This window comes from Arthrobacter sp. P1_B3, assembly GCF_056406615.1.
In genome coordinates this window covers 53157-79230 of sequence record NZ_JBFTZV010000017.1, presented here as the reverse complement: position 1 = coordinate 79230, position 26074 = coordinate 53157, and the positions used below count along the sequence as shown (strand labels likewise).

Annotated in this window: 20 protein-coding genes; 8 read left to right on the top strand and 12 right to left on the bottom strand. The window is 67.2% G+C overall.

Annotated elements, in window-relative coordinates; all coding sequences use genetic code 11:
• Nucleotides 1-3: 3 nt before the first annotated feature.
• The 7 genes from AC1D2F_RS16845 to dinB form a co-directional block, all read right to left on the bottom strand.
• A complete protein-coding gene (locus tag AC1D2F_RS16845; protein WP_229992570.1) occupies nt 4-1665 on the bottom strand; it encodes a UDP-N-acetylmuramoyl-L-alanyl-D-glutamate--2,6-diaminopimelate ligase in 1662 nt (553 codons plus the stop codon).
• A gap of 133 nt (nt 1666-1798) precedes the next feature.
• Nucleotides 1799-3601 (bottom strand): peptidoglycan D,D-transpeptidase FtsI family protein, encoded by a 1803-nt coding sequence (locus AC1D2F_RS16840; RefSeq protein WP_229992569.1) that lies wholly within the window; start codon nt 3599-3601, stop codon nt 1799-1801.
• A 41-nt stretch (nt 3602-3642) separates the two neighbouring features.
• Entirely contained in the window at nt 3643-4305 is a 663-nt protein-coding gene (ftsL, locus tag AC1D2F_RS16835) for a cell division protein FtsL (protein WP_229992568.1), read from the bottom strand.
• Nucleotides 4302-5300, bottom strand: a complete 999-nt coding sequence (rsmH, locus tag AC1D2F_RS16830; RefSeq protein WP_229992567.1) for a 16S rRNA (cytosine(1402)-N(4))-methyltransferase RsmH — start codon at nt 5298-5300, stop codon at nt 4302-4304. The genes ftsL and rsmH overlap by 4 nt, the downstream gene beginning before the upstream one ends.
• Nucleotides 5301-5485: 185 nt before the next feature.
• The gene (mraZ, locus tag AC1D2F_RS16825; protein ID WP_090956633.1) at nt 5486-5914 is read right to left on the bottom strand and encodes a division/cell wall cluster transcriptional repressor MraZ; all 429 of its coding nucleotides are present in this window, start codon (nt 5912-5914) and stop codon (nt 5486-5488) included.
• Nucleotides 5915-6339: 425 nt separating this feature from the next.
• On the bottom strand, nt 6340-6711 hold the full coding sequence (locus AC1D2F_RS16820) for a DUF3040 domain-containing protein (RefSeq protein WP_229992566.1): 372 nt from the start codon (nt 6709-6711) through the stop codon (nt 6340-6342).
• Nucleotides 6712-7028: 317 nt separating this feature from the next.
• Nucleotides 7029-8177 carry a DNA polymerase IV gene (gene dinB / locus AC1D2F_RS16815; RefSeq protein WP_414645461.1) on the bottom strand — a complete coding sequence of 383 codons (1149 nt, stop codon included), beginning with the start codon at nt 8175-8177 and terminating at the stop codon, nt 7029-7031.
• Nucleotides 8178-8400: 223 nt separating this feature from the next.
• On the opposite strand from dinB, the gene AC1D2F_RS16810 reads away from it, so the two are divergent.
• Both AC1D2F_RS16810 and AC1D2F_RS16805 read left to right on the top strand, forming a co-directional pair.
• Entirely contained in the window at nt 8401-8928 is a 528-nt protein-coding gene (locus tag AC1D2F_RS16810) for a hypothetical protein (RefSeq protein ID WP_229992565.1), read from the top strand.
• Nucleotides 8925-10019, top strand: a complete 1095-nt coding sequence (locus AC1D2F_RS16805) for a polyprenyl synthetase family protein (protein ID WP_229992564.1) — start codon at nt 8925-8927, stop codon at nt 10017-10019. The genes AC1D2F_RS16810 and AC1D2F_RS16805 overlap by 4 nt, the downstream gene beginning before the upstream one ends.
• A gap of 118 nt (nt 10020-10137) precedes the next feature.
• Here the strand turns inward: AC1D2F_RS16805 and AC1D2F_RS16800 are convergent, their stop codons facing one another.
• The gene (locus AC1D2F_RS16800) at nt 10138-10491 is read right to left on the bottom strand and encodes an Rv2175c family DNA-binding protein (protein ID WP_026538795.1); all 354 of its coding nucleotides are present in this window, start codon (nt 10489-10491) and stop codon (nt 10138-10140) included.
• A gap of 307 nt (nt 10492-10798) precedes the next feature.
• Between AC1D2F_RS16800 and AC1D2F_RS16795 the strand changes: the two genes are divergently transcribed.
• Nucleotides 10799-12172, top strand: a complete 1374-nt coding sequence (locus AC1D2F_RS16795; protein WP_229992563.1) for a lytic transglycosylase domain-containing protein — start codon at nt 10799-10801, stop codon at nt 12170-12172.
• 103 nt (nt 12173-12275) lie between these two features.
• Entirely contained in the window at nt 12276-14447 is a 2172-nt protein-coding gene (locus AC1D2F_RS16790; RefSeq protein ID WP_229992562.1) for a Stk1 family PASTA domain-containing Ser/Thr kinase, read from the top strand.
• Between the two features lie 130 nt (nt 14448-14577).
• On the opposite strand, the gene AC1D2F_RS16785 is transcribed toward AC1D2F_RS16790, so the two are convergent.
• A complete protein-coding gene (locus AC1D2F_RS16785) occupies nt 14578-15969 on the bottom strand; it encodes a class II 3-deoxy-7-phosphoheptulonate synthase (protein ID WP_229992561.1) in 1392 nt (463 codons plus the stop codon).
• 88 nt (nt 15970-16057) lie between these two features.
• Complete coding sequence (locus tag AC1D2F_RS16780) at nt 16058-16909, bottom strand: lysophospholipid acyltransferase family protein (protein WP_229992560.1); 852 nt, start codon at nt 16907-16909, stop codon at nt 16058-16060.
• Between the two features lie 113 nt (nt 16910-17022).
• Here AC1D2F_RS16780 and AC1D2F_RS16775 point away from each other — a divergent pair, with 113 nt between their 5' ends.
• The 3 genes from AC1D2F_RS16775 to AC1D2F_RS16765 are packed head-to-tail and all read left to right on the top strand — an operon-like array spanning nt 17023 to nt 19353.
• Nucleotides 17023-17838, top strand: a complete 816-nt coding sequence (locus AC1D2F_RS16775; protein WP_229992559.1) for an alpha/beta hydrolase — start codon at nt 17023-17025, stop codon at nt 17836-17838.
• A complete protein-coding gene (locus AC1D2F_RS16770) occupies nt 17835-18638 on the top strand; it encodes an alpha/beta hydrolase (protein ID WP_476967223.1) in 804 nt (267 codons plus the stop codon). Before AC1D2F_RS16775 ends, AC1D2F_RS16770 begins: the two co-directional genes overlap by 4 nt.
• Entirely contained in the window at nt 18631-19353 is a 723-nt protein-coding gene (locus tag AC1D2F_RS16765) for a hypothetical protein (protein ID WP_476967222.1), read from the top strand. Before AC1D2F_RS16770 ends, AC1D2F_RS16765 begins: the two co-directional genes overlap by 8 nt.
• A 64-nt stretch (nt 19354-19417) precedes the next feature.
• On the opposite strand, the gene AC1D2F_RS16760 is transcribed toward AC1D2F_RS16765, so the two are convergent.
• Nucleotides 19418-20509: an ROK family glucokinase gene (locus AC1D2F_RS16760; RefSeq protein ID WP_229992556.1), complete on the bottom strand. Its 1092-nt coding sequence runs from the start codon at nt 20507-20509 to the stop codon at nt 19418-19420.
• 235 nt (nt 20510-20744) lie between these two features.
• On the opposite strand from AC1D2F_RS16760, the gene AC1D2F_RS16755 reads away from it, so the two are divergent.
• Nucleotides 20745-22568, top strand: coding sequence for an AMP-dependent synthetase/ligase (locus AC1D2F_RS16755; protein ID WP_229992555.1), 1824 nt, complete (start codon nt 20745-20747; stop codon nt 22566-22568).
• An 88-nt stretch (nt 22569-22656) separates the two neighbouring features.
• Here AC1D2F_RS16755 and AC1D2F_RS16750 read toward each other — a convergent pair whose 3' ends face one another.
• Nucleotides 22657-26052, bottom strand: a complete 3396-nt coding sequence (locus AC1D2F_RS16750; protein WP_229992554.1) for a pyruvate carboxylase — start codon at nt 26050-26052, stop codon at nt 22657-22659.
• Nucleotides 26053-26074: the final 22 nt, after the last annotated feature.

The window sequence follows — 26074 nt, the reverse complement described above, 5'->3', positions numbered from 1 at the left end:
GGTTTAGGACTCTATCCGGTGGTCTTCGAGAACGGTGAATCCCCGTGCTGTCAAGGCGTTCCGAAGCTCCACCCGGTCATCCAATGCCAGGTTGACTCCCTTGACCTCYTGCCACACCTCGTGCCCGCGCCCGGCCACGAGGATGGTGTCCCCGGCTCCGGCGAGCTCTACGGCCTTCACGATGGCCGCGTCGCGCGGGAAGACCTCCAGGACAGTGCAGTCCAGGCCTTCGTCATCCTTGGCCGCCAAGGCCCCGGCAAGGACGTCCGCGCGGATGGCCGCCGCGTCCTCGTCGTGGGGATCGTCGTCGCTGACAATTACGGTGTCCGCCAGCCGGGCCGCAATGGCCCCCATGGCGGGGCGCTTGCTCTGGTCGCGTTGTCCGGTGGCGCCGAAAACGATGATCACCTTGGACCCGGGCTCCGGGGACCGGACGGCTTCGAGGGCACGTTCGAGGGCGTCGGGGTTGTGCGCGAAATCCACCACGGCCGCCGGGGCCGTGGAGACGAGCTGCATCCGGCCGGGCACGGCGACGGTGAAGGGGTCTGCGGCGTCGAGGGCGGCCTGCACGGCGGCAGGCTCGTGGCCGCCGGCGAGCACCATGACCGTGGCCAGTGCTGCGTTGGCGACGTTGAAGCCTCCCGGCAGGCCAGTGTGGACGCGCAGCTCGGCGCCGTCCAGGTGCCTGAGTACGAAGTCGGAGCCAAGGCCCCGCGGAGCAGTCCGGGCCACAGTCCAGTCCGCGGTCCAGTCTGCGTCAGTCTGCCCGCTGCCGGTGGTCCCGGCCGCGGCGAGGGTTGTGACCGGGATTTCGGCGGCGGCCGCGAGCTTCCGGCCCCAGGCGTCGTCGATTGTCACCACCGCGGCGCGGGCGCGTTCCGGCGTGAACAGCCGGGCTTTGGTCTGGAAGTATTCCTCCATGGTCCCGTGCAGGTCCAGGTGGTCCTGGGTGAGGTTCGTGAACCCGGCGACGTCGAACACCACGCCGTCCACGCGGTGGAAGGACACGGCGTGCGAGGAAACTTCCATGGAGGCGGCATCGAGCCCGCGTTCGCGCATGAGCGCCAGCAGGGCGTGCACATCCGTGGATTCGGGGGTGGTCAGCAGGCTCGGGATCGGCTCGCCGCCGGCCAGGATCTCAATCGTTCCGATCAGCCCGGTCCGTTTGCCCAGCGCCCGCAAGAGGGCATTGATGAAGTAGGTGGTGGTGGTCTTGCCGTTGGTGCCCGTCACGCCGAAGAGGGCCGGCGCCCCGGCGCCGTCGGGCCGGCTCTGGTAAATGAGTGCGGACAGCCGGCCGACCACGCTGCGCGGCTCGGCGGACAGCAGCACCGGGACGGGGATGTCATTGGCCAGTGCCAGCAGGCGCGCTCCGGCGTCGTCTGTCAGGACCGCCACGGCGCCGGCGTCGACGGCCTGGGACACGAAGTCGGCCCCGTGCCGTGCGGCGCCGGGCAGGGCCACGTAGAGGTCTCCCGGGCGGACCGACCGGGAGTTCAGGGAGATCCCGGTGACCGGGACGGAGCTGGATGCCCCGGGAACGGCGACGCCGATCGCCGCACCGATGGCTGACAGCGGCACTGCGGCAACCGCAGTGGGCCGAAAGCCCGGGGTGGCGTCATGGCCGGACGGCGCGGAAGCATCGGGGGCGGTGAGCTCTGACAAGTGGATCTCCGTTGTGGTGCTAGTGGATCGGGCACTGAATGAATCGGGACCTGCGCACGGAGATAGGCTCCGGCGGGCAGGCACTGGGCAGTGGCGCCGGCTGGTAACTTCCGGGTGCCAGGTGGAACGGGCGCTACTTGGCGTACTGCGGCAGCCGGGCAGGTTCGCCGGTGGAGGGCTGGACGTTGAACGTGCGCAGCGTCTGGCTCATCACCGATCGGAACACCGGTCCGTTGGTGATTCCGTAGATGCTTCCCTTGGGCCGTTGCAGGACCACCTCAACAATAAACCGCGGATTGTCCATGGGCGCCATTCCCACCATGGAGGCCGTGAAGCCGCAGAAGCCGGATTTGCCGTCGTCGCACGGGGACTCGGACGTGCCTGTCTTGGCGCCCACGCGGTACCCGTCGATCGCGGCCTCCTTGATCTCGCCCTCGGTCACCGCGCTCTCCAGGATGTCGCGGACCTGCTTGGCGGTCTCCTTGGAAACGATCTGCTGCGGGGCCTTGGCCGGGACTTTTTCCTCGGTTCCGTCCGGGTTGATGTAGCTGTCGATCAGCCGCGGCTGGAGCATCACTCCGTCGTTGGCGATGCTCTGGTAGGCCCGGACGGTCTGGAGGGTGGATTGGGCGACGCCCTGGCCGAAGAGGACGGTGTACTGCTGGCGGCCATCCCACTGGTCAGCCGGGGTCAGGATGCCCTTGGATTCGGCCGGGAGTCCAATGTCGGGGGCGTCGCCGATCCCGAACTTCCGCAACCAGTCATGGCGCTGGTCCTTGCTCAGGCGCTGGCCCACCATGACCGTGCCGGTGTTCATGGAGTAGCCGACAATTCCGGCCAGCGTCCGGCGCTCGGTGCCGTGTTCGAACGCGTCGCTGAAGGTCTGCCCGTCCACGGTGTAGGTGGGCGGAATGGTGAAGGTGTCCAGCGGGCTGGACTTGCCTTCTTCGATCGCGGCGGCGGCCGTGATCATCTTCTCCACCGAGCCGGGCTCGTAGGAGGCGGTGACGGCCCGGACGCCGCGGTCCTCGGCCGCGACCTTGCCGGGGTCGTTGGGATCCGGGGAGTCGGTATCGGCCATGGCGATGATGTTGCCGGTCTTGGCGTCGGAGACCACAATCACACCCCACTCGGCGCCGAGCTTGTCTTTTTGGCTTTGAATCGCCTGCTGGGAAAAATACTGCAGGTCCGAATTCAGCGTGAGCTTGATGTCCTTGCCGTTAATCGCCGGCGTCAGCTCGTCCACGCCCACGGGGATGCGCAGTCCGTCGGCGCCGATTTCGAACAGGCGCTTGCCGGGTGTCCCTTTGAGGATCTCGTCCTGGGTCTGTTCGAGTCCTGCCTGCCCGGTGGTGCCGTCCTTGAGGAACCCCACAATTCCGCCGGCCACGGAGCCGTTGGGGTAGACCCGTTTGCTGGTGCCTTCGGTGACAATGCCCGGAATCTGCAGCTTGGACACCCGGTCCTCGACGTCCGGTTTCAAGTCCTTGGCCACGATGTAGTAGCGCTGGGTTCCGGTCAGGGCATCGCGCAGCGCGTCGCGGTCCATGCCGAGCACGCCGGCCAGTTCGGAGATGCCCTGGTCACGGGTGACCTTGACGAGTTCGTCCTTGCCCTTGATGGTTTCGAGCCGGCGGAACGAGTCGGTCTTGGTGTTGACGGTCTGGTCCACCACGACGTTATAGCGGATGACGCTGCTGGCCAGGACCGTGCCGGAGGAATCGAGGATACTGCCGCGCTCCGCGGGCAGCTCTATGGGCGTGAGCCGGTTATTGAGGGCCGCCTCCGCCATGCCCCCAATGTCCAGGCCCTGGACCATGAACAGCTTGCCGCCGACCACCAGCAGGAGCGCCAGCATGATGCCGAGTCCCCAGCGGAGCCGCCGGGTGGCGTTTGGGGCTTTCGCCTTGCTTGCCTTGCCGGAGTTCTTCGCCACGGTGAGTCCTTGCTGCTTGCCTTGCTGGTGGTCAGTGAGCGTTACTGCCCGGGGGTCTTCTGCGCCGGGGCGGGAACCGATCCACCGTGGAGCTCCGCCGCGGGAGCGGGCTTTGCAGGTGCCGCCGCGGGAGCGGGCTTTGCAGCCGCCGGCGCCGGCACGGTGTCCGCCGCCTTGCGCTGGGCCAGCGGTTCATTTTCCGTGACAGGCGGAACGACGTTGAGCTGTCCTGCGACGGCCGGTGCGGCGATGACGGCGCCCGGGGCATCGCCCTTGACGGCCGGTTTGGCCTTGCCGGTGACACTGAGGGTGGAGAGATCGATCTGGCCCTTGGCCAGGGATGCCACCATGCCCAGTTCCGCGGCCTTGGCCGCGAGGTTCTGCGGGGCGTCGAAGTTCTGCACTTGCTGGGTGAGGTCCTGGTTCTGCTTGGTCAGGGTGCTCTGTTCACTGCGGAGCTGGACCAACTGGTACTGGGCGGAGGAAACGGAGATGTTCAGGACCAGTACGGCCATGAGGGCAATCGCCAGGAGACCGAAGCAGAGGACCACGAATGGTGCGCGGCGCTTGCGGGGCACGGAGCGGACCACAGAAAGCGGAGTGCGCGCCTTCCGGGTCTGATCAGTGCCGGGGCGGAGGCCGGGCAGGGCACGGGCAGTGGCGCCCTGGGCAACGGGGTAGCTGTTGACGGCGGCGGTGCTCATGCGGCTCTCCTGGCTTTGATGCGTTCGACGGCGCGCAGCCGGGCGGAGGCTGCACGGGGGTTTTCGGCGATTTCAGCGGCGGTAGGTACCTCGGTGCCCTTCGTCAGGGTTTTGAGTTCGGCTTTGTGCTCTTCGAGCTCGACCGGGAAGCCGAGCGGGGCCGAGGACTTCGACCCGGCCTGGAAGAAGCCCTTGACGATCTTGTCTTCCAGGGAGTGGTAGGACATGACCACCACGCGGCCACCGAGGGCGATGGCCGCGATGGCTGCCGGAATGGCACGCTCCAGGACGTCCAGTTCCTCGTTGACCTCGATCCGGAGTGCCTGGAAAGTGCGCTTCGCGGGGTGGCCGCCGGACTTGGCGGCACCGGCGGGCACCACGGACCGGATCTGTTCGACCAGTTCGCCGGTGGTGGTGAAGGGCTTTTCGGCACGCGCGGCCACGATCCTGTTCGCGATGCGGCCGGCGAACTTCTCCTCGCCCCATTTTCGGATGATCCGGACGAGTTCTTCTTCGCTGTAATTGTTGACGACGTCGGCGGCAGTCTGGCCGCGGCTGGTGTCCATCCGCATATCCAGGGGCGCATCAAAGGAGTAGGCGAAACCGCGCTCCCGCTCGTCCAGCTGGAGGGACGAGACGCCAAGGTCCATCAGCACACCGTGGACTTCGGTGAAGCCCAGGTCCGCGAGGACGTCCGGGATTTCGTCGTAGACGGCGTGAACGAGGTCGGTCCGGTTCGCGAAGGGCGCCAGACGCGCCCCCGCCAGCGCCAGGGCTTCCTCGTCCCGGTCGATGCCGATCAGGTGGAGGTCGGGAAAGCGCTGCAGGAGGGCCTCGGAGTGGCCGCCCATGCCGAGCGTCGCGTCGATCACCACGGGGGTCTCGCCGCGGCTCCGGGCAGCCTCGAAGCCAGGGGCCAACAAATTGATGCACCGGTCCTTGAGGACCGGTACATGGCGTTCGGACGTTGGCTTCGCCTGGTCGGGATCAGTCATGCCGTCGTCCTTTCGTTGCGGGAGTTTGCTGGTTGCGGCCCTTACGCAACGTTCCTTGGTCCAGATCCCCATCCGCGCCTACCCGGTGCCGGCCTGGCTCCGGGGAAGTGAGCCAGGACAACAACCGGATGGGCGGCTGGAGATCTCGATCAAGGAACGTTGTGTGCTTGTGGATGAGTGGGGGTTCAGAGAATCCCCGGAATAGCGTCGTCTGTTTCCGAGAAGGCGGTTTCCTTTTCGGCCAGGTACTCACTCCAAGCCTGGGCGTCCCAGATCTCCGCGCGGGAACCTGCGCCAATGACGGCGAGTTCCCGGCCAAGACCTGCGTATTCCCGGAGCGCCGGCGGAATCGTCACGCGCCCCTGCTTGTCAGGTACCTCGTCCGAGGCTCCAGAGAGGAAAACACGGATGTAGTCACGTGCCTGCTTGGAGGAAATTGGAGCCTCCCGCATCTGCTCGTGAACCCGGCCGAATTCCGCCTCACTGAAAACGTAGATGCAACGCTCCTGGCCCCTTGTGAGAACCAGCCCGCTGGCAAGTTCCTCGCGGAACTTCGCGGGGAGGATAATTCGACCTTTTTCGTCCAGACGCGGCGAATGTGTGCCGAGAAACACGGCCCACCGCCCGTCTGTTCTAGAAAGTCCAACGTCCCCTGAGTTGCAACTACCCTCTTACGCCCTCCACATTACTCCACATCGCTCCACAGTCAACGACACGCCCGGGATGTTTAGACAAATTTGCGGATGTTTATCCCCTTTCGTCCCAGCATTTGCAGGGAAACAGGATTGGTGGGGGAAAGTGGAGTGATTTTTCCTGCTTGCCTCACTCGCCCTGGCCGATTCACGGTTCGGACCGGCGCCAGGGTGAATCAATTCGACGGCGCCGCCCCTTTTATGGCCCGATCGCGGCGAACCCGGGCAAGAACCGGAGCAAAATTTCTGCTTTAAATGGCGAAAGACCCGCCGAAGCGGGTCTCGCGCCGTCCCCCGGAGAGCCGGTGGCGGAAAGTGGAGGGCCTAAGGGGCCGTCACGGATTGGTTCAGGACTCGCCCCCGTGCCGTTCGTCCCAGCGCTGTTCAAGGTTGCTCATGAACGAGTTCCTGGGTTTGCCCTGCTTGCGGCCGCCGGCTGCCCGGGACCTGCCCACAGCCGAACTGCGCATCGTGGCGAAATAGACGCCGGCGCCCATCACTACAAAGCCCACAACCCCGACGATGATAATTTGCGTGGACACGCCGACCAATAACAGAAGCACGCCCGCGAGAGTCGCGAGCACGCCCATGACGAGGTGGCGTGTGGACCAAGAGCGTCCGGGGACCGATCCCATCGAGCTTGCAAACTTTGGGTCGTCCTCATTCAGCTGCTTCTCAAGTTGCTCCAGCAACTTCTGTTCGTGTTCCGAGAGCGGCATCACGACCTCCTCAAGTCTGCCAACGTCCGGGCGTGACGTATCCAGTGCCCTAATCGCCTAACGCCCGGGATTCCGAAGAGGTTCCCATTCACCGCCCTTGGTGAAAGGGGCAATTCAGCAGTCCCGTGCCGGTCTTAGCTGGCCGGGTCGCCCGAACGGTCGATCCAGTAGTCCTAAACCTAGGTATTAATAAGGATAGATTGTTGCGGCCTGTTCTGAAAGACAGTCTTAAGGCCCTGTCCCGTGTCCGAAACCCCTCGCTGGAGCCCTTGTCGGGGCGGGGCCGCCATATTCCTGCGCCGGTCCCTGCGCCGGGCTCACTCGAGGGGGCCCCCGGGATCCAGGAGCCGTGCCGGTAGAACCGACTTATTGCCGAATTTCCGGGTGACAGCATCGAGGGCTTGTTCGGCGGCCCGCCAGTTGTCGTCCCGGCGGTCCAGGCTGAGCTGGAGCGGGGCGTGGGCAGCCTCTTCCAGCTGTTCGGCCCGAATGCCCACGAGCCGGACTGTCATGGGCCTCTCACCTACCGATTCCAGGAGCTGCACTGCCACGGCGTAAAGAAGTTGGGCGCTGTCGATCGGTGTGCTGACGGTGCGGCTGCGGGTGATGGTGGAAAAGTCCGCGTAGCGCAGCTTGAGCGCCACGGTGCGGGCGTGCATGCCGGCGCCCCGGAGGCGCTCCGCGGTCCGGTGCGAAAGCCGCAGCAGCTCACGGTGCAGCAGGGCGTCATCCGCAGTGTCAGTGGCGAACGTCTCTTCGGCTCCAATGCTCTTTTCCAGCCGGACCGGCGTCACGGGCCGCGGATCGATGCCCCAGGAGAGCCGGTAGACATGCTCCCCCGACGCGCCCAGCAGCTTCCGCAGCGAGGGCAGCGGCGAGGCGGCGACGTCTGCCACCGTCCGGATCCCCCTGCGGGCAAGCACTTCCACTGTCTTGCCGCCGACGCCCCACAGCGCACTGACGGGAAGGCTGTGCAGGTACGGGACGGTTTCCTCGGGCCTGATCAGCAGCAGCCCGTCCGGCTTGCACCGGGTGGAAGCGATCTTGGCCACAAACTTGCTGGCGGCAATGCCCACCGACGCCGTGATTCCCAATTCCCGGAAGACGCGGGCCCGGATCAGTTCGCCAATCTCACGGGGCGGACCGAGCCGCCGGATGGCTCCCCCGACGTCCAGGAACGCCTCGTCCACGCTGAGCGGCTCGACGAGATCGGTGATGGAGCCAAAGATTTCCATGATCTGGCCGGAGACTTCGTAGTAGAGCTTGTGGCGGGGCTCGATAATGACAGCCGAGGGGCACATGCGTGCCGCCACCACCATAGGCATCGCTGATCTGACGCCGAACGCCCGGGCCTCGTAGGACGCGGACAGCACCACGGAGCGGTCCGCCGGATAGCCCACAATCACGGGCCTTCCCTTCAACTCGGGACGGCTGCGCAGCTCCACGGAAACAAAGAACGCGTCCATGTCCACATGCATGATGCTGCTGCGCCTCAGTTCCAGCAGGGAATCCCCGCTCAGGCGGCCGGGAAGCTGGCTGTGGGGCTGCGCATTCGGCAGCCCCCGAGGGTGCACATTTGACTGCACTCTCTGCTGATTGTCTGCGTCCGGCCCCACGTCTTCAATCCTATGCCCGGGGACTGACTAAACTGGAGGCTGATTCCGCTTCAACACCAGGAGGAAAGTCCCTGTGAAGGTATTTGGACAGCGCAAACGTGCCGCAGCAGCCATCGCGGCGGCGGGCGCGTTATTGGCCTTGGCCGCATGCACGCCCGCCGGCTCCGCGAGCCCGGCGGCGTCGTCGGCGTCGAACCCGGCCGCATCTGCGCAGTCCTCCACCACGGCTCCCCCCAGCCCTTCGGCGCAGCCCGGCACGTCGGCGACGGTTGGCGCGCTGGTTCCCGGCTTCCCGCAGAAGCTCCTGCCGCTCATGCCCGGGGCCAAGTTGGTCTCCAGCAGCTTCGATAAGACCACCGTGCCGGCAACCGTGGCACTGGTCGGCAGCATCACCGCCCCTGCCGCAGATGTCCTGGCCTTCCACACCAAGACGCTGGAGGCACAGGGCTTCAAGGCCGTACCCGGTGAAACCGTGGGCGCCCTGCCCTCGAAGGACTTCCTGCGCGGGGACAACGAAACTGTGAACATCTCCGTCATGCAGAAAGCAGGCGTGTCCACGTTCACGATTGGCGCGAACGTCGCTGCCGAGTCCGTCAAGTGAGTCTCGCTGAACAGCTAAGGCTAGAGCAGGCGGATTACGTGGCCGCCGTCGCCGGCCAGCTGACGGAGTTCCTGACCAGCCGCCAGGCCGTCATGTCCTCGATCTCCCAGGACATCGATCCGCTCATGGGCTCGATCTCAAACCTGGTCACGGGCGGAAAGCGCCTGCGGGCACTCATGTGCTACTGGGGGTGGCGTGGCGCGGGCGGGGAGGCAGGCGCCACCGAGGTGGTCACAGCCGGCTCAGCCCTGGAGCTGTTCCAGGCTGCGGCCTTGATCCACGACGACATCATTGACCGCTCGGATACCCGCCGGGGCGGCCCCAGCGTCCACCGCCGCTTCATTGAACTTCACGAGGCCCAGGGCTGGGCGCTGGACAGTGAGCGGTTCGGCCACGCGGCAGCGATCCTGACCGGGGATCTCTGCCTGTCCTTCAGCGAGGAATCCTTCACGGAAATCGGCCACCGCGCCGCCTCGGGCAGCCCGGCACGGCTGATCTTCAACCTGATGCGTGCCGAAGTGATGGCCGGGCAGTACCTGGACATCCTCGAAGAGGTCGCCGGGCCCAGGCGGGACCGCGCCGGGGCAGTCAGCCGGGCCCAGTCCATCATCCGGTTCAAGTCGGCCAAGTACTCCACCGAACACCCGCTCGCTCTCGGCGGCGCCCTGGCCGGCGCCGGCGACGAGCTGCTGCGCGGCTATTCCGCCTTCGCCCTGCCGCTCGGCGAGGCGTTCCAGCTGCGGGACGATGTCCTTGGCGTCTTCGGCGACCCCGTCACCACGGGCAAACCTGCCGGGGACGATCTCCGTGAGGGCAAGCGCACGGTCTTGGTGGCTTTCGCCCTGGACCAGGCCTCGGCGGCCGAATCAGAGTTCATCGACGCCAAACTGGGCAGCCCCGATCTCAGCGACGCGGACATCGAGGAGATCCGGCGGATCATCGTGGACTGCGGTGCGCTCCAGGCCACCGAGGTACTCATCGAGGAATTCGGCAAGGCGGCCTTCGCCGCCCTGGACCTCCTGCCGCTTCAGGAGCTGCCCAAGACCGCGCTCCGCAGGCTGGCAGAGGCCACGGTCAGCCGCGCCGCCTAATCAGAACGAAACACCGGACCAAAACGCAGCGGGCCGTGCACAGCGGCTTGCGCTGTACACGGCCCGTCATGGCACGTCTTGGGGATGCTGCCGGCTCCTTGATGCTGCCAGCGGGCTCCTACCAGGCCAGTGACTGCGCCCTGCGTCGGATTTCGGTCTTGCGCCCTTCCCGGAGGGCATCGATCGGCCGGCCGCGGAGGGACTCGTCCGGGGTAAAGAGCCAGTTGATCAGTTCCTCATCGGAGTACCCGGCGTCCGAGAGGACAACAATGGTGCCTTTCAGGCTCTCCACTGCGTGCCCGTCCTGGATGAAAGCTGCAGGCACGGACCGGATGCGCCGGTCGCCGATTCTCACAGCCGCCAGCGCACGCTCGTCCAAAAGTGCATGGACCTTGGTAATAGATACGTTCAGAAGCTGTGCGACATCGGGCAGGGGCAGCCATTCGCCCACGAGGCTTTCTACATTACTCACGCATAAAGATTGCCACGACGGGTGCCCCGCCGCCTAGTCGGCAGGCGCAGAAATGACGGCAGCGGCCATAGCCCATCCCACCGGCGGCAATGCCGCCCGGGTTCACCCGGGACCCCGCCGGGACACCAATTGCCCGACACTCCGCCGGAGAGTGGTTTGTGGAATGCCAAACAGTTCTTGTGCTAATTGCCAATTCATGAGACATTCACATAGATCACATTTGTAACAGAAATAACTTTTGTCACACTGGTAACACCAGTTCCACCGGCCTGACCGCAGCGTTGCCGCTGAGAAGAGGATCTTTCCAATGACGACCTCACGTTCGCCACAGCTCCGTCCGGGGCGCAGCCTGCCGCTGATCGCGGCCACGACGGCGGCGCTTCCCGCCGTCGTGCTTTCCTCCCTGGCGATCGCCCAGCCGGCCGCAGCCGAATCGCGTGTACGCTCGGTCCCCGCAACCCTCGCGGCTGCCATGCGAGCCCAGGCGCAGGCGGACGCAACGACGTCCCTCAAGGCGGCACTGATCCCCTCCGCCTCCGTGCCGGCAACGCTGCCAAGCGCCATGCGGCCCGCGCAGTCCGCGGCTCCCGCCGTCTACACGATCGCCCGCGGCGACACCATCAGTGCCGTTGCCGGCCGCTACGGCCTGGACACCTTCGCCGTGCTGAAGCTGAACAATCTGCAGGCGAACACCATCATCTACCCGGGGCAGAAGATCAAGCTCACGGGCTCGACGCCGGCCCCGGCAACCAAGCCCGCCGCCCCGGCCAGTTCCGCCTCTGTTACCTCCGGCTCTGGCCGCGTCTACGTCGTGAAGGCAGGCGACACCCTGAGCGCCATCGCCGCACGCCACGGCGTTGGGCTTTCCGAGCTCTTCAAGTGGAACGGGCTTGGCATGAGCTCAGTGATCTACCCCGGCCAGAAGGTCAAGGTCGGCGGCGGTTCCAGTACCCAGGCTCCGGCCGCGACAAAGCCCGCGTCGTCGGCACCCGCGCCGGCCAGCTCGGGCTCTTACACCATCAAAGCCGGCGATACCCTTTCCGGCATCTCGGCCCGCAACGGCGTCAGGCTCTCGGATGTCCTCTCGGCCAACCGGCTGACGATGTCGAGCATCATCTACCCGGGCCAGAAGCTCGTCATCCCCGGTGCGTCGACGATCGCGCCGGCTTCGAGCAAGCCTGCTGCCACCACGCCCCTCGTGCCCAGCACGTTCCTCGGGTTCAGCTACCCGGCCGCCGTGGTCAGCTCGGCCAACCAGAACAAGGCGCTGCTCAACGCCTCTCCCGTGCCCAGCCATCAGCAGATGAAGTCGATCGTGGCGGACACGGCACGGCGCATGGGCGTGGATGCCAGCCTCGCCCTGGCCTTTGCCTTCCAGGAATCCGGCTTTGACCAGCGTGCCGTGTCACCGGCCAACGCGATCGGCACCATGCAGGTCATCCCGTCCTCCGGCCAGTGGGCCTCCGATCTCGTGGGCCGCAAGCTGAACCTCCTGGACCCGTACGACAACGCCACGGCAGGCGTAGCGATCATCCGCCAGCTGGTCCGCACGAGCCCTGACTTGGACACTGCGATCGCCGGCTACTACCAGGGCCAGTACTCGGTGAGCCAGAATGGCATGTTCGAGGACACCAAGGGATACGTCGCGGCCATCAAGGCCAACCGGAGCCTGTTCGGTTAAGCACAGACACCAGCACAGGCTCCCTGACAACGGAGCGTGACGCTACGGGCCCGGATCGCATGTTGATTCGGGCCCGTTTCTGTCCAGCGACTACGATTGTAAGGTGCAAGAATACGTGTCGGACGCTCTCGTAGGGAACCTGGTGGACAACCGCTACCAGGTTCAATCCAGGCTTGCCCGCGGCGGGATGTCCACCGTGTACCTCGCCACAGACCAGCGCCTCGAGCGCGACGTCGCGCTGAAGGTGCTCCATCCCCATCTGGCCGACGACCCGCAGTTCCTTGACCGGCTGGGCCGCGAAGCCAAGGCCGCCGCCCGGCTTTCCCATCCCCACGTGGTGGGCGTCCTGGACCAGGGTGAAGACGGCCGGCTCGCCTACCTGGTCATGGAGTTCATCAAGGGCCACACGCTGCGGGACGTCCTCAACGACAAGGGCGCCCTGTCTCCCCGGCTGGCCCTGGCGCTGATCGATCCGGTCGTCGAAGGGCTCGGCGCCGCGCACGCCGCCGGAATGATCCACCGGGACATCAAACCGGAAAACGTCCTGATCGCCGACGACGGGCGGATCAAGCTCGGCGACTTCGGCCTGGCACGCGCCATCTCGACGTCCACGAGCACCGGCGCCCTGATCGGGACTGTCGCCTACCTCTCCCCCGAACTCGTCCTGGGTAAACAGGCAGACGCGCGCAGTGACATCTATTCCGTAGGGATCATGCTCTACGAGATGATTACGGGCCGGCAGCCGTTCGACGGCGACGTGCCCATCCAGGTCGCCTACCAGCACGTCAATTCCACCGTGGGAGCTCCCTCGTTGGAGGTTCCCGGACTGGCTGCGGAGATCGACGAACTCGTCCAGTGGTGCACGGACCGGGACCCGGACAAACGCCCCGTCGACGGGAGCGCACTGTTGTCCGAGCTCCGGCACATCAGGACCAACCTCAGCGACGCCGAGCTCGACCTCGTACCGCCGGCGGCTATCCTCAGCCCGCTGCCGGCCGTGGCCGCCCCGCCGAACCGGCGGCCCGGCAGTGCCGGCCCGGCGCCGGACGCGCACGACACTCAGGACACAACCTACGTGAAGCCGCCCACCGAGGCGCCCACGGAATTACACACTGAGGTATACGGCAGCCTTGCCCGGCCCACCGAGATGATCTCCCGCGCCAGCGGCAACCCGACCACAGTGATGTCCGGTGCCCCGCGGCGTCCGTCCTACGGTCCGTTGTCCACTCCGGACGAGGCGGCCTACGACGGCGCCGCCGGCTACGACGACCCGGCGGCAGTTGCGGTTGCCCCCAGCAAGCGCGCCCAGCGCAAGCTGGACCGGGACGAGGAGAAGGCGCGCCAGCGCGCCGCGGCCACGCCCACCAAGACCCTGCACGAGGGGAACCCGCGACGCCGCGGGCTGCTGTGGATCGTCCTGCTCGTCGTCGCGGCGCTGCTCGCCGCCGTCGCCGGCTGGTTCTTCGGGATGGGACCGGGCTCGCCCGGAACGATCCCCCCGGTGGCGAACAAGACCGTTGCCGAGGCCCAGGACCTGCTCCGCACCGCCGGGTTCCAATCCACCGTCAAGGATGTCTTCGACGACGACGTCTCGCCGGGGCTGGTGGTCGGCTCGGAACCAAACGCCGGCGAGGTCATCCGCAAGTTCCAGCCCGTGTCCCTTGCCGTTTCCAAGGGCCCGGAACTGTTCCCGCTGCCGGAACTGACCGGCAAGACCCTGGACGAGGCCAAGACCACCCTCAACGCCGCCGAAATGGCCCTGGGTCCGATTACCGAGACGTTCGATGAATCGGCGCCTGCCGGCACGGTGCTTGCCCAGGCGCCTCGCAGCGGCAATCCGGTGCGGCACGGGACGCCCGTGGGCCTCACCGTCTCGAAGGGCCCGCAGCCCATTCCGGTCCCGGATGTCCGCGGCCAGGAGCAGCGTGCCGCCGTGAGCGCGCTCGAAGCCGCCGGGCTGAAGGCCGTGGTCTCCCCGGAGACAGTCAATGACCGGAAGGTGCCCAAGGGTTCCGTCGTGGCGCAAGACCCGGCCTCCGGCAACCTGACCAAGGGCGGATCGGTCACCCTGACGATCTCGAAGGGTCCGAAGCTCGTCGAGGTACCCAGCTTCATCGGGAAACAGGCCTCGGAAGCCAAGGAGGCCCTCGAAAAGCTCGGCTTCGAGGTCCAGATCGATGAGATCCTGGGAGGATTCTTCGGAACAGTCCGCGCCCAGGATCCCGTGAACACGGCCGTCCCCGAAGGCTCGCTTGTCACCCTGACCGTGGTCTGACCGCACGCGGCTCAAGGCAGACCTGCTCCACATAAAAGCTCCGCCCGGCTGCATCAGCCGGGCGGAGCTTTTTTAGCAGCGTTATTGTCTGCGTTTTTCAGCGAATTCTGTTGTCGATTAGTGCCGCGGGTCAGCGCTTGGCGAGGGCTCCGGCCACAAGGAACGCCATTTCGAGCGACTGCATGTGGTTCAGGCGCGGATCGCAGACCGACTCGTAGCGGTCCAGGAAGGCTTCCTGGTCGATCGGGTCGGCTCCGCCGAGGCATTCGGCGACGTCGTCGCCGGTCATCTCCACGTGCAGGCCGCCGGGGACGGTGCCGAGCGCGTGGTGGACTTCGAAGAATCCGCGCACTTCGTCGATGACGTCGTCGAAATTGCGGGTCTTGTAGCCGTTGGGCGAGGTGACCGTGTTGCCATGCATGGGGTCGGTGACCCACAGGACCTGAGCCCCGGAGGCGGTGACGCGTTCGACGATCGCCGGCAGCTTCTCGCGAATGTTGCTGGCGCCCATGCGGGTGATGAAGGTAAGCCGGCCGGGCTCCCGGTCCGGATCCAGTTTGTCTATCAGGCGCAGGGCGTCGTCGCCGCTCGTTGACGGGCCGAGCTTCACGCCGATCGGGTTACGGACGCGGGAGAGGAAGTCAACGTGTGCATGGTCCAGCTCGCGGGTGCGCTCCCCGATCCACAGGAAGTGCGCCGAGGTGTCGTAGGGCAGCCCCGTGCGCGAATCGATGCGGGTCAGGGCGCGCTCATAGTCCAGCAGCAGCGCCTCGTGGCTGGCGTAGAATTCCACGCGCTTGAGTGCCTCGAAGTCGGCGCCGCAGGAGGACATGAACTTGATGGCGCGGTCGATGTCCCGGGCCAGGGACTCGTAGCGGGCGTGCGCCGGGTTTTCGGTGAAGCCCTTGTTCCACTGGTGCACCAGGCGCAGGTCCGCGAAGCCACCCTGGGTGAAGGCACGGATCAGGTTCAGCGTCGAGGCGGAGGTGTGGTAAGCCTTCAGCATCCGGCCGGCGTCGTGGGCGCGGGAAGCGGGTGTGAAGTCGTAGCCGTTAACGATGTCGCCGCGGTAGGCCGGCAGGGTGACGCCCTCGCGCGTTTCGTCGTTGGAGGAGCGGGGCTTGGCGAACTGGCCAGCCATGCGGCCCATCTTGATGACGGGCATGGCCGCACCGTAGGTGAGGACGACGGCCATCTGGAGGATGGTCCGGACGCGTGCGCTGATCTTGTCCGCCGTCGCCGCTTCGAAGGTCTCGGCGCAGTCGCCGCCTTGGAGCAGGAATGCCTTGCCCTGCGCGGCAGCGGCGAGCCGTTCACGAAGGATGTCCACTTCGCCGGCGAACACGAGGGGCGGGAGGACGGAAAGTTCCTTGACGGACGCCTCAAACACAGCCGGGTCGGACCACGTGGGCTGCTGCGAGGCCGGGAGTTCCCGCCAGTTGTCCAGTCCGGGATAGTTGGCGGCTCCGCTCTGGGCGGTGCTGGTCAGCGGGGAAACTGGTTTCTCAGATAGCTCGGTCACCCTCTAAGGATAGTTGCCCCAACGAGGTTCGGCGGCCCTGCCTGTCATTGACTGCTCCGTTGCCGTCACATGGCACCCGTGGCGCCAGTTAGGCAGTCCCGGGAACCTCGGGGCCGTCTTCCGTGGCCGCCGTCGGCGCACCGGGGTTGTGAGCGTTGTCTGGCGTTTTTTCCGATGTTTTGTCGGCGGCTTTGTCGGCGGGCGCTTCCTGCGCCGCATCGGGGCCCGCGGAGGCCTTGTCCGGCGCTGCTTCCTGCGCTTTGCCCGCCAGGCGGAGCTTCACGACGGCGGCGTACTCGTCCACGTATTCCTGACCGGACAGCCGCATGAGTTCATACATGATCTCGTCAGTCACCGAACGCTGGACCAGCCGGTCATCCTCCATCCCGTAGTAGCGGCTGAAGTCGAGCGGTTCGCCAAAGATCATGCCGATGCGACGGATATTGGGGACGCGCTTGCCGATCGGCTGGACTTTGTCCGTTCCGATCATCGCCACGGGAATGACCGGTACACGGGCCTGCAGCGCCAGGCGGGCAACGCCCACCTTGCCGCGGTAGAGGCGCGCGTCGGGGCTGCGTGTCCCCTCGGGATAGATGCCCAGGAGCGAGCCGTTCCTGAGTACGTCCATGCCAGCGTTCAGGGACTGCGCGGACGCGGCTCCCCCGGACCTGTCCATGGGGAGCTGGTTGGTGAGCCGGAAGAAGGCGGCGGTCAGCCTGCCCTTGATCCCGGTGCCGGTGAAGTATTCGGATTTTGCCAGGAATGCGACGGGCCGCGGCACCATGACCGGCATGAAGATGGAATCCGAGAAGGAGAGGTGGTTCGAGGCCAGGATCGCGGCGCCCTCGGCCGGGACGTTGTCCAGGCCCTTGACCCAGGGCCGGAACAGCAGCTTCAGCACCGGTCCCAGGACAAACGTCTTCATGAACCAATAAAACACTCGGTGACCTCTCCGGAAGGCGTCTGGCCGGCCGCCCAAATCGGGTCCGGCCAGGACTTCAATGGACACCTTACTCTAGTGAGTTTTGCCGCCAAGGGTGACACGATGGGCTCATGACTGAAAGCAGCACTCCCCCGGCGCCCGCCGCTTTCAGCTACCCCGGCCACGGCCCCAACGCCCGGACCGGCGTGGCCATCTGCCACGGCTTCACGGGCAGCCCGCACAGCGTCCTGCCGTGGGCCCACCACCTCGCCGCCCAGGGCTTCGCGGTATCGGTGCCACTGCTGCCCGGGCATGGCACCCACTGGCGGGATCTCGCCCGGCAGCGCTGGCAGGACTGGTACACGAGCTTTGAAACGGCGTACCTGGACCTGGCCGCCCGGACCAACGACTGCTACGTCGCGGGGCTGTCCATGGGCGGCACCATAGCGCTGCGCACCGCGGCCCGCCACAGCGTGGCCGGCGTGGCCGCAGTCAACCCCGGCCTGAGCTTCTATGACCGCAGGGTCAGGATCGTGGGACTGCTCAAATACTTCCAGCGCACCACCATGCCGCTTCAGGAGGAGAATTCCACGGCGGCCGCCACCGACGACGGCGACTACTCGCTGACGCCGTTGGCCGCCGTCCACCAGCTGCGCCGGCTGTTCTCCGCGACCCTGCGGGACCTGCCGGCAGTGCAGGCTCCTGCCCTGGTCTTTAAGTCGGCCACCGACGCCGTGGTCCCGCCGTCGTCCCTGGCGCTGCTGCGCAGGAGGCTCGGATCCCGGGAACTCACCGTGATCCCGCTGCCGCACAGCGGGCACGTTGCCACCCTGGACGCCGATGCGCCGCTACTCTTTGAAGAATCAGTCCGCTTCTTCCTTCAGCACGCCCACGCCACCCACACACGGTCCACCATGCCGCCCACCGCCCCCTCGGAGACCACATGAGCATCCTTCCGGACCACTCGCCGTTCAGCAGCCCGTTCACGGGAACCGGCCCCCGGACCGGCGTCGTGGTGTCCCACGGCTTCACCGGCAGCCCGCACGGTGTGCGGGACTGGGCGTCGTCGCTGGCCGGTGCCGGGTTCGCCGTCCGGCTGCCCCTGCTGCCGGGGCACGGAACGAGCTGGCAGGAGCTGGCCAAGACCCGCTGGCAGGACTGGCATGCGGCCCTGGACGCGGCCTACCTGGAGCTAGCGGAAGAATGCGACATCGTGGTCGTGGCGGGGTTGTCAATGGGCGGTGCCCTGGCGTTGCGGATTGCGGCCACCCGTCCCGTGGCGGGGGTTGTGGTGGTCAACCCCGGCCTGGTCATCGATGATCCCCGTGCCCCGCTGGCCGGCGTCCTGAAGTTCGTCCTCAAGAGCACCCCTGCGATCGCCAATGACATCCTCAAGCCGGACATGGATGAGGGTGCCTACCCGCGCACGCCGGTGGCCGCGGCGCACGAGCTCAACAAGATGTTCAAGGACACCGTGCGCCTGCTGCCCCGCATCACGGCTCCTGTCCGGGTGTACCGTTCAGCAGTGGATCATGTGGTGTCCGAATCCAGCATGGTGGCCCTGCGCCGCGGGTTGACCAACGCCCCGCTCGAGGTGGTCCGTCTGGAAAACAGCTACCACGTGGCTACTATGGACAACGACGCGCCCGAGATCTTCCATGGCACAGCCGAATTTGTCCGGTCCGTTGCCTCCGCAGCCAGTCCGGGCGCGGCCCGCGCCAGCCGGAAGGACACGGCCAATGAGTAAACCAGACCCCGACCTCCCGGATCCCGAGACTCCGGACCCGGACCCCGCCGATGCCCGGCACTCCGGCCCGGACGCCACCGCGCACCAGGAGCCCCAGCCCCCTGAGTCCCAGGCCGATGAGTCCCAGGACTCCCCCGCCTCGGACGCACAGTTGGCCGACGACGACGCCGTCTGGCTGGATCTCGTCGCCAGGCTTGAAGGGGTCGGGGCAGCCGGGGACGAGGCAACCGGCGGGCCGGCCGACGGAGCCGAAAGCGCTGCCGGCGGCGGGGCCGGCTCCGGCGCTGGTTCCGGCGCTGGTTCCCCTCCGGGTCGGACGTTCCGGGATTTTGACCCGTTGGGCCTCTCCGGCGCCGCACCGATCGAGCTCTCCGCCAAGGAGCGCCTCGCCCCGGCCCCGGGGCAGCCGGCTGCGGGCACCAACGAGATACCGGATACTGCGCCCGGCCCCCGCGACTACGAGCCCGACGACGACGACGGCGCGTTCGTCCCGGAGGAGCCGCCCAGCCTGGCCGGGGCAGATCCGATGACTGTCCTTGCCTGGATTGGCGCGGTGGGCGGCCCGATTGCGCTCGTGCTCTCGGCAATGTTCTGGCGGTCGGCGCCGCTGGTGGCCATCCTTGGCATGGTGGCCGCGTTCGCGGCCGCAGTGGTCTTCCTGATCATGAAGCTGCCCGGCGAGAAAGACGAGCACGACGACGGGGCGCGCATCTAGCCCACCCGCTCATTTAGGCCACCAGCTACTCCGCCTGTATCTCAGGGCTGGCTACATCGCGCTGCTACGTGTGCATCCGGCTGCTGACCCGGGAGAGGTCGGCCGCGCCGATCAGTCCGGCGTTGGGTCCGAGGGCAGCCAGTTCGATCTCCGCCGCCGGGCGGAAACCGCGGCCGGTTAGGTTCCGGGCGAAGGCCTTCCGGGCCGGCGCGACCAGCAGCTCGCCGGCATCGCACAGTCCGCCGCCGATCACGAACTTTCCGGGGTCCAGGGCCGCTGCGAGGTTCGCCAGGCCAAGGCCCAGCCATTCCCCGACGTCCTCGAGGAGTTCGCAGGAGGTCTGGTCCCCGGCCTTGGCCAGCTCGGTCACAATCACGCCCGTGATCCGTCCCACGTCTCCGTCCACAGCCTTGAGCAGCTCCTGGGCAACCGGAGAATTAGCAGCGGCCAGTTCCCTGGCCTCGCGGCCGAGCGCATTGCCTGAGGCGTACTGTTCCCAGCAGCCGCGGTTGCCGCACTCGCAGCGGTGCCCGCCCGGCATGATGATCTGGTGGCCGAACTCCCCCGCCACGCCGAAGCGGCCGCGTTCCAGCCGTCCGTCCATCACCATGGCGCCGCCGATCCCGGTGCCCAGGGTGATGCAGACCAGGCGGTTCTGTCCCTGTCCGGCGCCGAAGCGCCATTCCGCCCAGGCGGCAGCGTCGGCGTCGTTGGTCAACAGGACGGGGCGGCGCAGCAGCCGCTGCAGGTTCTCGCGCAGCGGTTCATTGCGCCAGGCCAGGTGCGGGCTGAAGAGAACGGTACCGCCGTCGAGGTCCATCCAGCCGGCGGCGCCGATGCCGACCGACCAGATCCGGTGCCCGGCGCCCAGTTCCTCGACCAGCTCGACAATGACCTGCTCCACGGCGCGCGGGTCATTGCCCGGAGTGGAGCGTTTAGCCTGGCTGAGGATCCGGCCCTCGGCATCGACCACCCCGGCAGCAACCTTGGTTCCCCCGATGTCGACGCCGATCGCCAGGCCCTTGCGGCCCAGCCGCAGGTGTGAGCGGATGTCGTGCCCGGCCGTGGCGGCCGCCGCTCCGGCCACGGTCCTGCTCCGCCAGGCGGCGGTCCGGCCGCGCAGGCCGGGCTGCCGGCCAGGTGTTGGTGTCTGCATGGTGCCCCATTCTATTCGCCGGGACCGCCGCAGCCGCGAACGCCCCCGCAGCACGACGCGCCAGCACGACGCGGAGCATTACGCCGCGCCGGTGTCCGCAGCATCCAGACTGGCGGAAAGTCGGGCCCGCCCGTAAAGTTACCGGCCAGTAGGTGTCGCAGAACACACCTTGGGGGAACCGCATACTAGGCTTAGCGGTACCCCTTGCGGGCCTATGGATACCTAAGGAGCTGTCGTGCGAGAAATCATTGTCCCGCCACTGGTGAATGTCGATCCGGACACCAACGTCACCGATCTCGTAGTGCGCCAGGCGGCCAAGGCCTCCAACCCTGCGCTTTTCTCGCGGCTCGACGCGGCGGGCCAGTGGCAGGACGTCCGCGCCACGGATTTCCTGGCCGACGTGTCGGCCCTGGCCAAGGGCCTCATGGCCAGCGGCGTGGCGGCCGGCGACCGCGTGGGCATCATGTCCCGCACGCGGTATGAATGGGCCCTGATCGACTTCGCCATCTGGTTCGCCGGCGCCGTTTCGGTCCCGATCTATGAGACCTCCTCCCCCTCCCAGGTGGCGTGGAACCTTGGCGATTCCGGCGCGGTAGCCGCGTTCGGCGAATCCGCGCATCACGAGGACATCATCCGTCAGGCCGCCACCTCCGAAGGGCTCACGGCCCTGCGTCATGTCTGGCAGCTCGAGGGCGACAGCCTGGAGGAGGTCCGTGCGGCTGGAGCCGGCATCAGCGACGCCGAGCTCGAAGCGCGGCGCGGCCAAGCGTCCCTGAACGATATCGCCACGATCATCTACACCTCAGGAACCACCGGCCGGCCCAAGGGCTGCGAGCTGACCCACGGCAATTTCGTGGAACTGTCCGAGAACGCCCTGGTCACGTCGCTGGGCAAGATCGTGCACGAGCAGGCCAGGACCATCATGTTCCTGCCCATGGCCCACGTCTTCGCACGCTTCATCTCCGTGCTGGCCGTCGCAGCCGGCGTCACGGTGGCGCACACACCGGATATCAAGAACCTGCTGCCGGATCTGCAGAGCTACAAACCGACCTTCATCCTCGCCGTCCCGCGCGTCTTCGAAAAGGTCTACAACTCCGCCCTGACCAAGGCCGAGGACGGCGGCAAGGGCGCCATCTTCCACCGCGCTGCGGACACCGCCATCGAATTCTCCCGGGCCCGGCAGGCCGGCAAGGTGGGGCTCGTGCTGAGGCTCAAGCACGCCTTGTTCGACAAGCTCGTGTACAGCAAGCTTCGGGCCGCCATGGGCGGGCACGTCGCCCATGCCGTTTCCGGCGGCGGCCCGCTCGGCGAACGGCTGGGCCACTTCTTCCAAGGCATCGGCATGCAGATCCTGGAAGGGTACGGGCTGACCGAAACCACGGCGCCGGTCACGGTCAACACCCCGGACCTGATCAAGATCGGCACCGTTGGCGCCCCGATTCCCGGCAACTCCGTCAGGATCGCGGACGACGGCGAGATCCTCACCAAGGGCGTGTGCGTCATGCGCGGCTACTACAAGCGCGATGACCTGTCCGCCGCGACCTTCGACGAGGACGGCTGGTTCCGCACGGGAGACATCGGCCAGCTGGACGAGGCGGGGTTCCTGACCATCACGGGGCGCAAAAAGGAAATCATCGTCACGGCGGGCGGCAAGAACGTGGTTCCTGCCCTGCTGGAAGACCAGATCCGGGCGGACGCGCTTGTCTCGCAGGTGCTCGTGGTGGGCGACAACCGCCCGTTCATCGGCGCCCTTGTGACCCTGGACGAAGAGGCCCTTCCCGGCTGGCTGGGCCGCCACGGACTCCCGGCCTCGACCTCGCTTGCCGAGGCTGCCGGGCACCCGACGGTCAAGGCCGCCGTCCAGGAGCTCATCAACCACGCCAACCAGTCTGTGTCCCAGGCTGAGGCGATCAAGTCCTTCCGGATCGTGCCGGCCGACTTCACCGAGGCCTCCGGCCATCTGACCCCTTCCATGAAGGTCAAGCGGGCGCAGGTGCTCAAGGACTTCGAGAACGTGATCGAGGAGATGTACAGCGCCAAACGTCCCACCCTCGCGTAGGCAACGGACGCCCGCACCACAGCAAAGGGCCCTTCCAGCTTCGGCTGGAAGGACCCTTTGTCTGTGTTCCGGGTTGTTTCTGCTGCCGCTATTCGACGACGAGCAGCAGATCCCCGCCCTGGACCTGTTCGATCGAGCCGACGGCGAGGCGCGCCACGGTGCCGGCCACCGGCGTCGTGATGGACGCTTCCATCTTCATGGCCTCGATCGTGGCCACCGTGTCGCCGGCCTTGACCGTGTCGCCGGCTTTGACGGTCAGCGTGACGGCACCGGCGAACGGCGAGGCCACCTGGCCCGGCTGGGAGGCATCGGCACGTTCGGCGGCCTTGACGTTGCTCACCACTGAACGGTCACGGACCACCACGGGCCGGGACTGGCCGTTGAGCGTGCACATGACCGTCCGCATGCCCTTTTCGTCCGGCTCGGAGACGGCCTCGAGCGAGGCGATCAGGTGGACGCCCTTCTCGAGTTCGATCTCGTGCTCCGCACCGCGCTGCAGCCCGAAGAGGTAGTCGCGCGTGTCCAGCACCGAAAGGTTGCCGTAGGACTCGACGCTCTTCTCGTAGTCCTTGGTGGGACCGGCGAAGAGCAGCCGGTTGAGGGTGCGCCGACGGGTCTTGGAGTCGCCGTTGAGCGCGGCGCTGTCCTCGGTGCTGAGCTCGACGTCGCGGACCTTGACGTTGCGGCCCTGCAGCGCCTTGGTCCGGAAGGGCTCGGGCCAGCCGCCGGGCGGGTCGCCGAGTTCGCCGGAAAGGAAGCCGATCACGGAATCCGGGACATCGTACTTCTGCGGGTTCTCGTTGAAGTCCGCGGGATCGGCGTTGAGGCCCACCAGGTGCAGGGCGAGGTCGCCCACCACCTTGGACGACGGCGTCACCTTCACCAGGCGGCCGAGGATCCGGTCCGCCGCGGTGTACATGTCCTCGATCGCCTCGAAACGCTCGCCCAGGCCCAGCGCCATCGCCTGCTGGCGCAGGTTGGACAGCTGTCCGCCCGGAATCTCGTGCTGGTAGACCCGGCCGGTGGGGCCCGGCAGCCCGGACTCGAACGGCGCGTAGACCCGGCGGACGGCTTCCCAGTAGGGCTCGAGGGCACAGACGTTCGCGAGGCTGAGGCCGGTGTCGCGCGGCGTGTGGGCCAGCGCGGCGACGAGGGCCGAGGCCGAGGGCTGGCTGGTGGTTCCGGCAAGGGAGGCCGAGGCCACGTCCACGGCGTCCACGCCGGCATCCACGGCCGCGAGGAGCGTGGCCAGCTGGCCGCCTGCGGTGTCGTGGGTGTGCAGGTGGACGGGGAGGTCGAACCGCTCCCGCAGCGCCGAGACGAGGCGTGCCGCGGCAGCCGGACGCAGCAGCCCGGCCATGTCCTTGATCGCGAGGATGTGCGCCCCGGCGTCGACGATCTTCTGCGCCAGCTCCAGGTAGTAGTCCAGGGTGTAGAGCGTTTCCTCCGGATCCAGCATGTCCGCGGTGTAGCAGAGGGCGACCTCGGCGACGGCGGTACCGGTCTCGCGGACGGCCCGGATGGCCGGGGCCATCTGGTTGACGTCGTTGAGGGCGTCGAAGATGCGGAAGATGTCGATGCCCGTGGCGGCGGCCTCGTTGACGAACGCCACCGTGACCTCTTCCGGGTAGGGCGTGTAGCCGACGGTGTTGCGGCCGCGGAGCAGCATCTGCAGGCACAGGTTCGGCATTGCCTTGCGCAGGGCAGCAAGACGGTCCCACGGGTCTTCGCCGAGGAAGCGCAGGGCGACGTCGTAGGTTGCCCCGCCCCAGGCCTCGACCGACAGCAGCTCCGGGAGCAGCTTGGACTCGGCCGGACCGGCCGCCACGAGGTCGCGGGTGCGCACACGGGTGGCCAGCAGGGACTGGTGCGCGTCGCGGAAGGTGGTGTCCGTGACAGCCACGGCGTCCTGCGCGCGCAGGGCCCGCGCAAATCCTTCCGGGCCGAGCTCCAGGAGCCGCTGCCGGGACCCCGGCCGGGCCTCAGTGTCATCGAGGGCCGGAAGCTTGTCCGCCGGGTCCGTGTGGACCCGCAGTTCGCCGTTGGGCTTGTTGACGGTGACGTCGGCAAGCCAGGTCAGCAGCTTGGTGCCGCGGTCTGCGGAGACCCGCGCCTTCAGCAGCTGGGGCCGTTCGTCAATGAACGAAGTGGCCACATCCCCGGCGACAAAGTCGGCGTCGTCGAGGACGGCCTGCAGGAAGGAGATGTTGGTGGACACCCCGCGGATGCGGAATTCGGCGAGGGCGCGGCGGGCGCGGGCGACGGCGGCCGGGTAGTTGCGGCCGCGGCAGGTCAGCTTGACCAGCATCGAGTCGAAGTGCGGGCTGATCTCCGCACCCGAGTAGACGGTGCCGCCGTCGAGCCGGACACCGGCGCCGCCGGCCGAGCGGTAGCCGGTGATCTTGCCGACGTCGGGCCGGAAGCCGTTGGCCGGGTCCTCCGTGGTGATGCGGCACTGCAGGGCGGCGCCCTTGAGCTGGACGCTCTCCTGCGACAGGCCCAGATCCGCGAGGCTCTCACCGGCGGCGATGCGCAGCTGCGCCTGGACGAGGTCGACGTCGGTGACTTCCTCGGTGACGGTGTGCTCGACCTGGATGCGCGGGTTCATTTCAATGAACACGTGCTGGCCGGCGCGCTCCCCTACTGTGTCGACAAGGAATTCGACCGTACCGGCGTTGACGTAGTTCAGCGCCTTCGCGAACTTCACGGCGTCGCGGTACAGCGCCTGCCGGATGCCTTCGTCGAGGTTCGGGGCCGGTGCGATCTCCACCACTTTCTGGTGGCGGCGYTGGATGGAGCAGTCACGCTCGAAGAGGTGCATGATGTTGCCCTGGGCATCGGCCAGGATCTGGACCTCGATGTGCCGCGGGCGCAGGACGGCCTGCTCGAGGAACATGGTGGGGTCCCCGAACGCGGCGTCCGCTTCGCGCATGGCGGCCTGCAGGGCCTCCGGGAGCGCTTCGCGGGTGTCCACGCGGCGCATGCCGCGCCCGCCGCCACCGGCGACGGCCTTGGCGAAGATCGGGAAGCCGATCTCATCCGCGGCGGCGATCAGCTCGTCCATGTCCTTCGACGGCTGGCTGGACTTGAGCACCGGGACGCCGGCCTTGCGGGCGGCCTCCAGGGCGGCAACCTTGTTGCCCGCGAGTTCCAGGACCTCCGCCGGCGGGCCGACGAACGTGATGCCGGCCGCCTTCGCGGCCCGCGCCAGGCGCGGGTTCTCGGAGAGGAAGCCGTAGCCGGGGTAGATGGCGTCCGCCCCGGACTCCTTGGCGACCCGCACCACCTCGTCTACGTCGAGGTACGCCCGGACCGGGTGGCCCTCTTCGCCGATCAGATACGCCTCATCGGCCTTCTGGCGGTGAATAGAGTTGCGGTCCTCGTGGGGAAACACAGCGACAGTCTTGGCACCCAGCTCGTAGCTCGCGCGGAAAGCGCGAATCGCGATCTCGCCGCGGTTGGCCACCAGAATCTTAGAAAACATACTTCTCCTGCATCATCGCGGG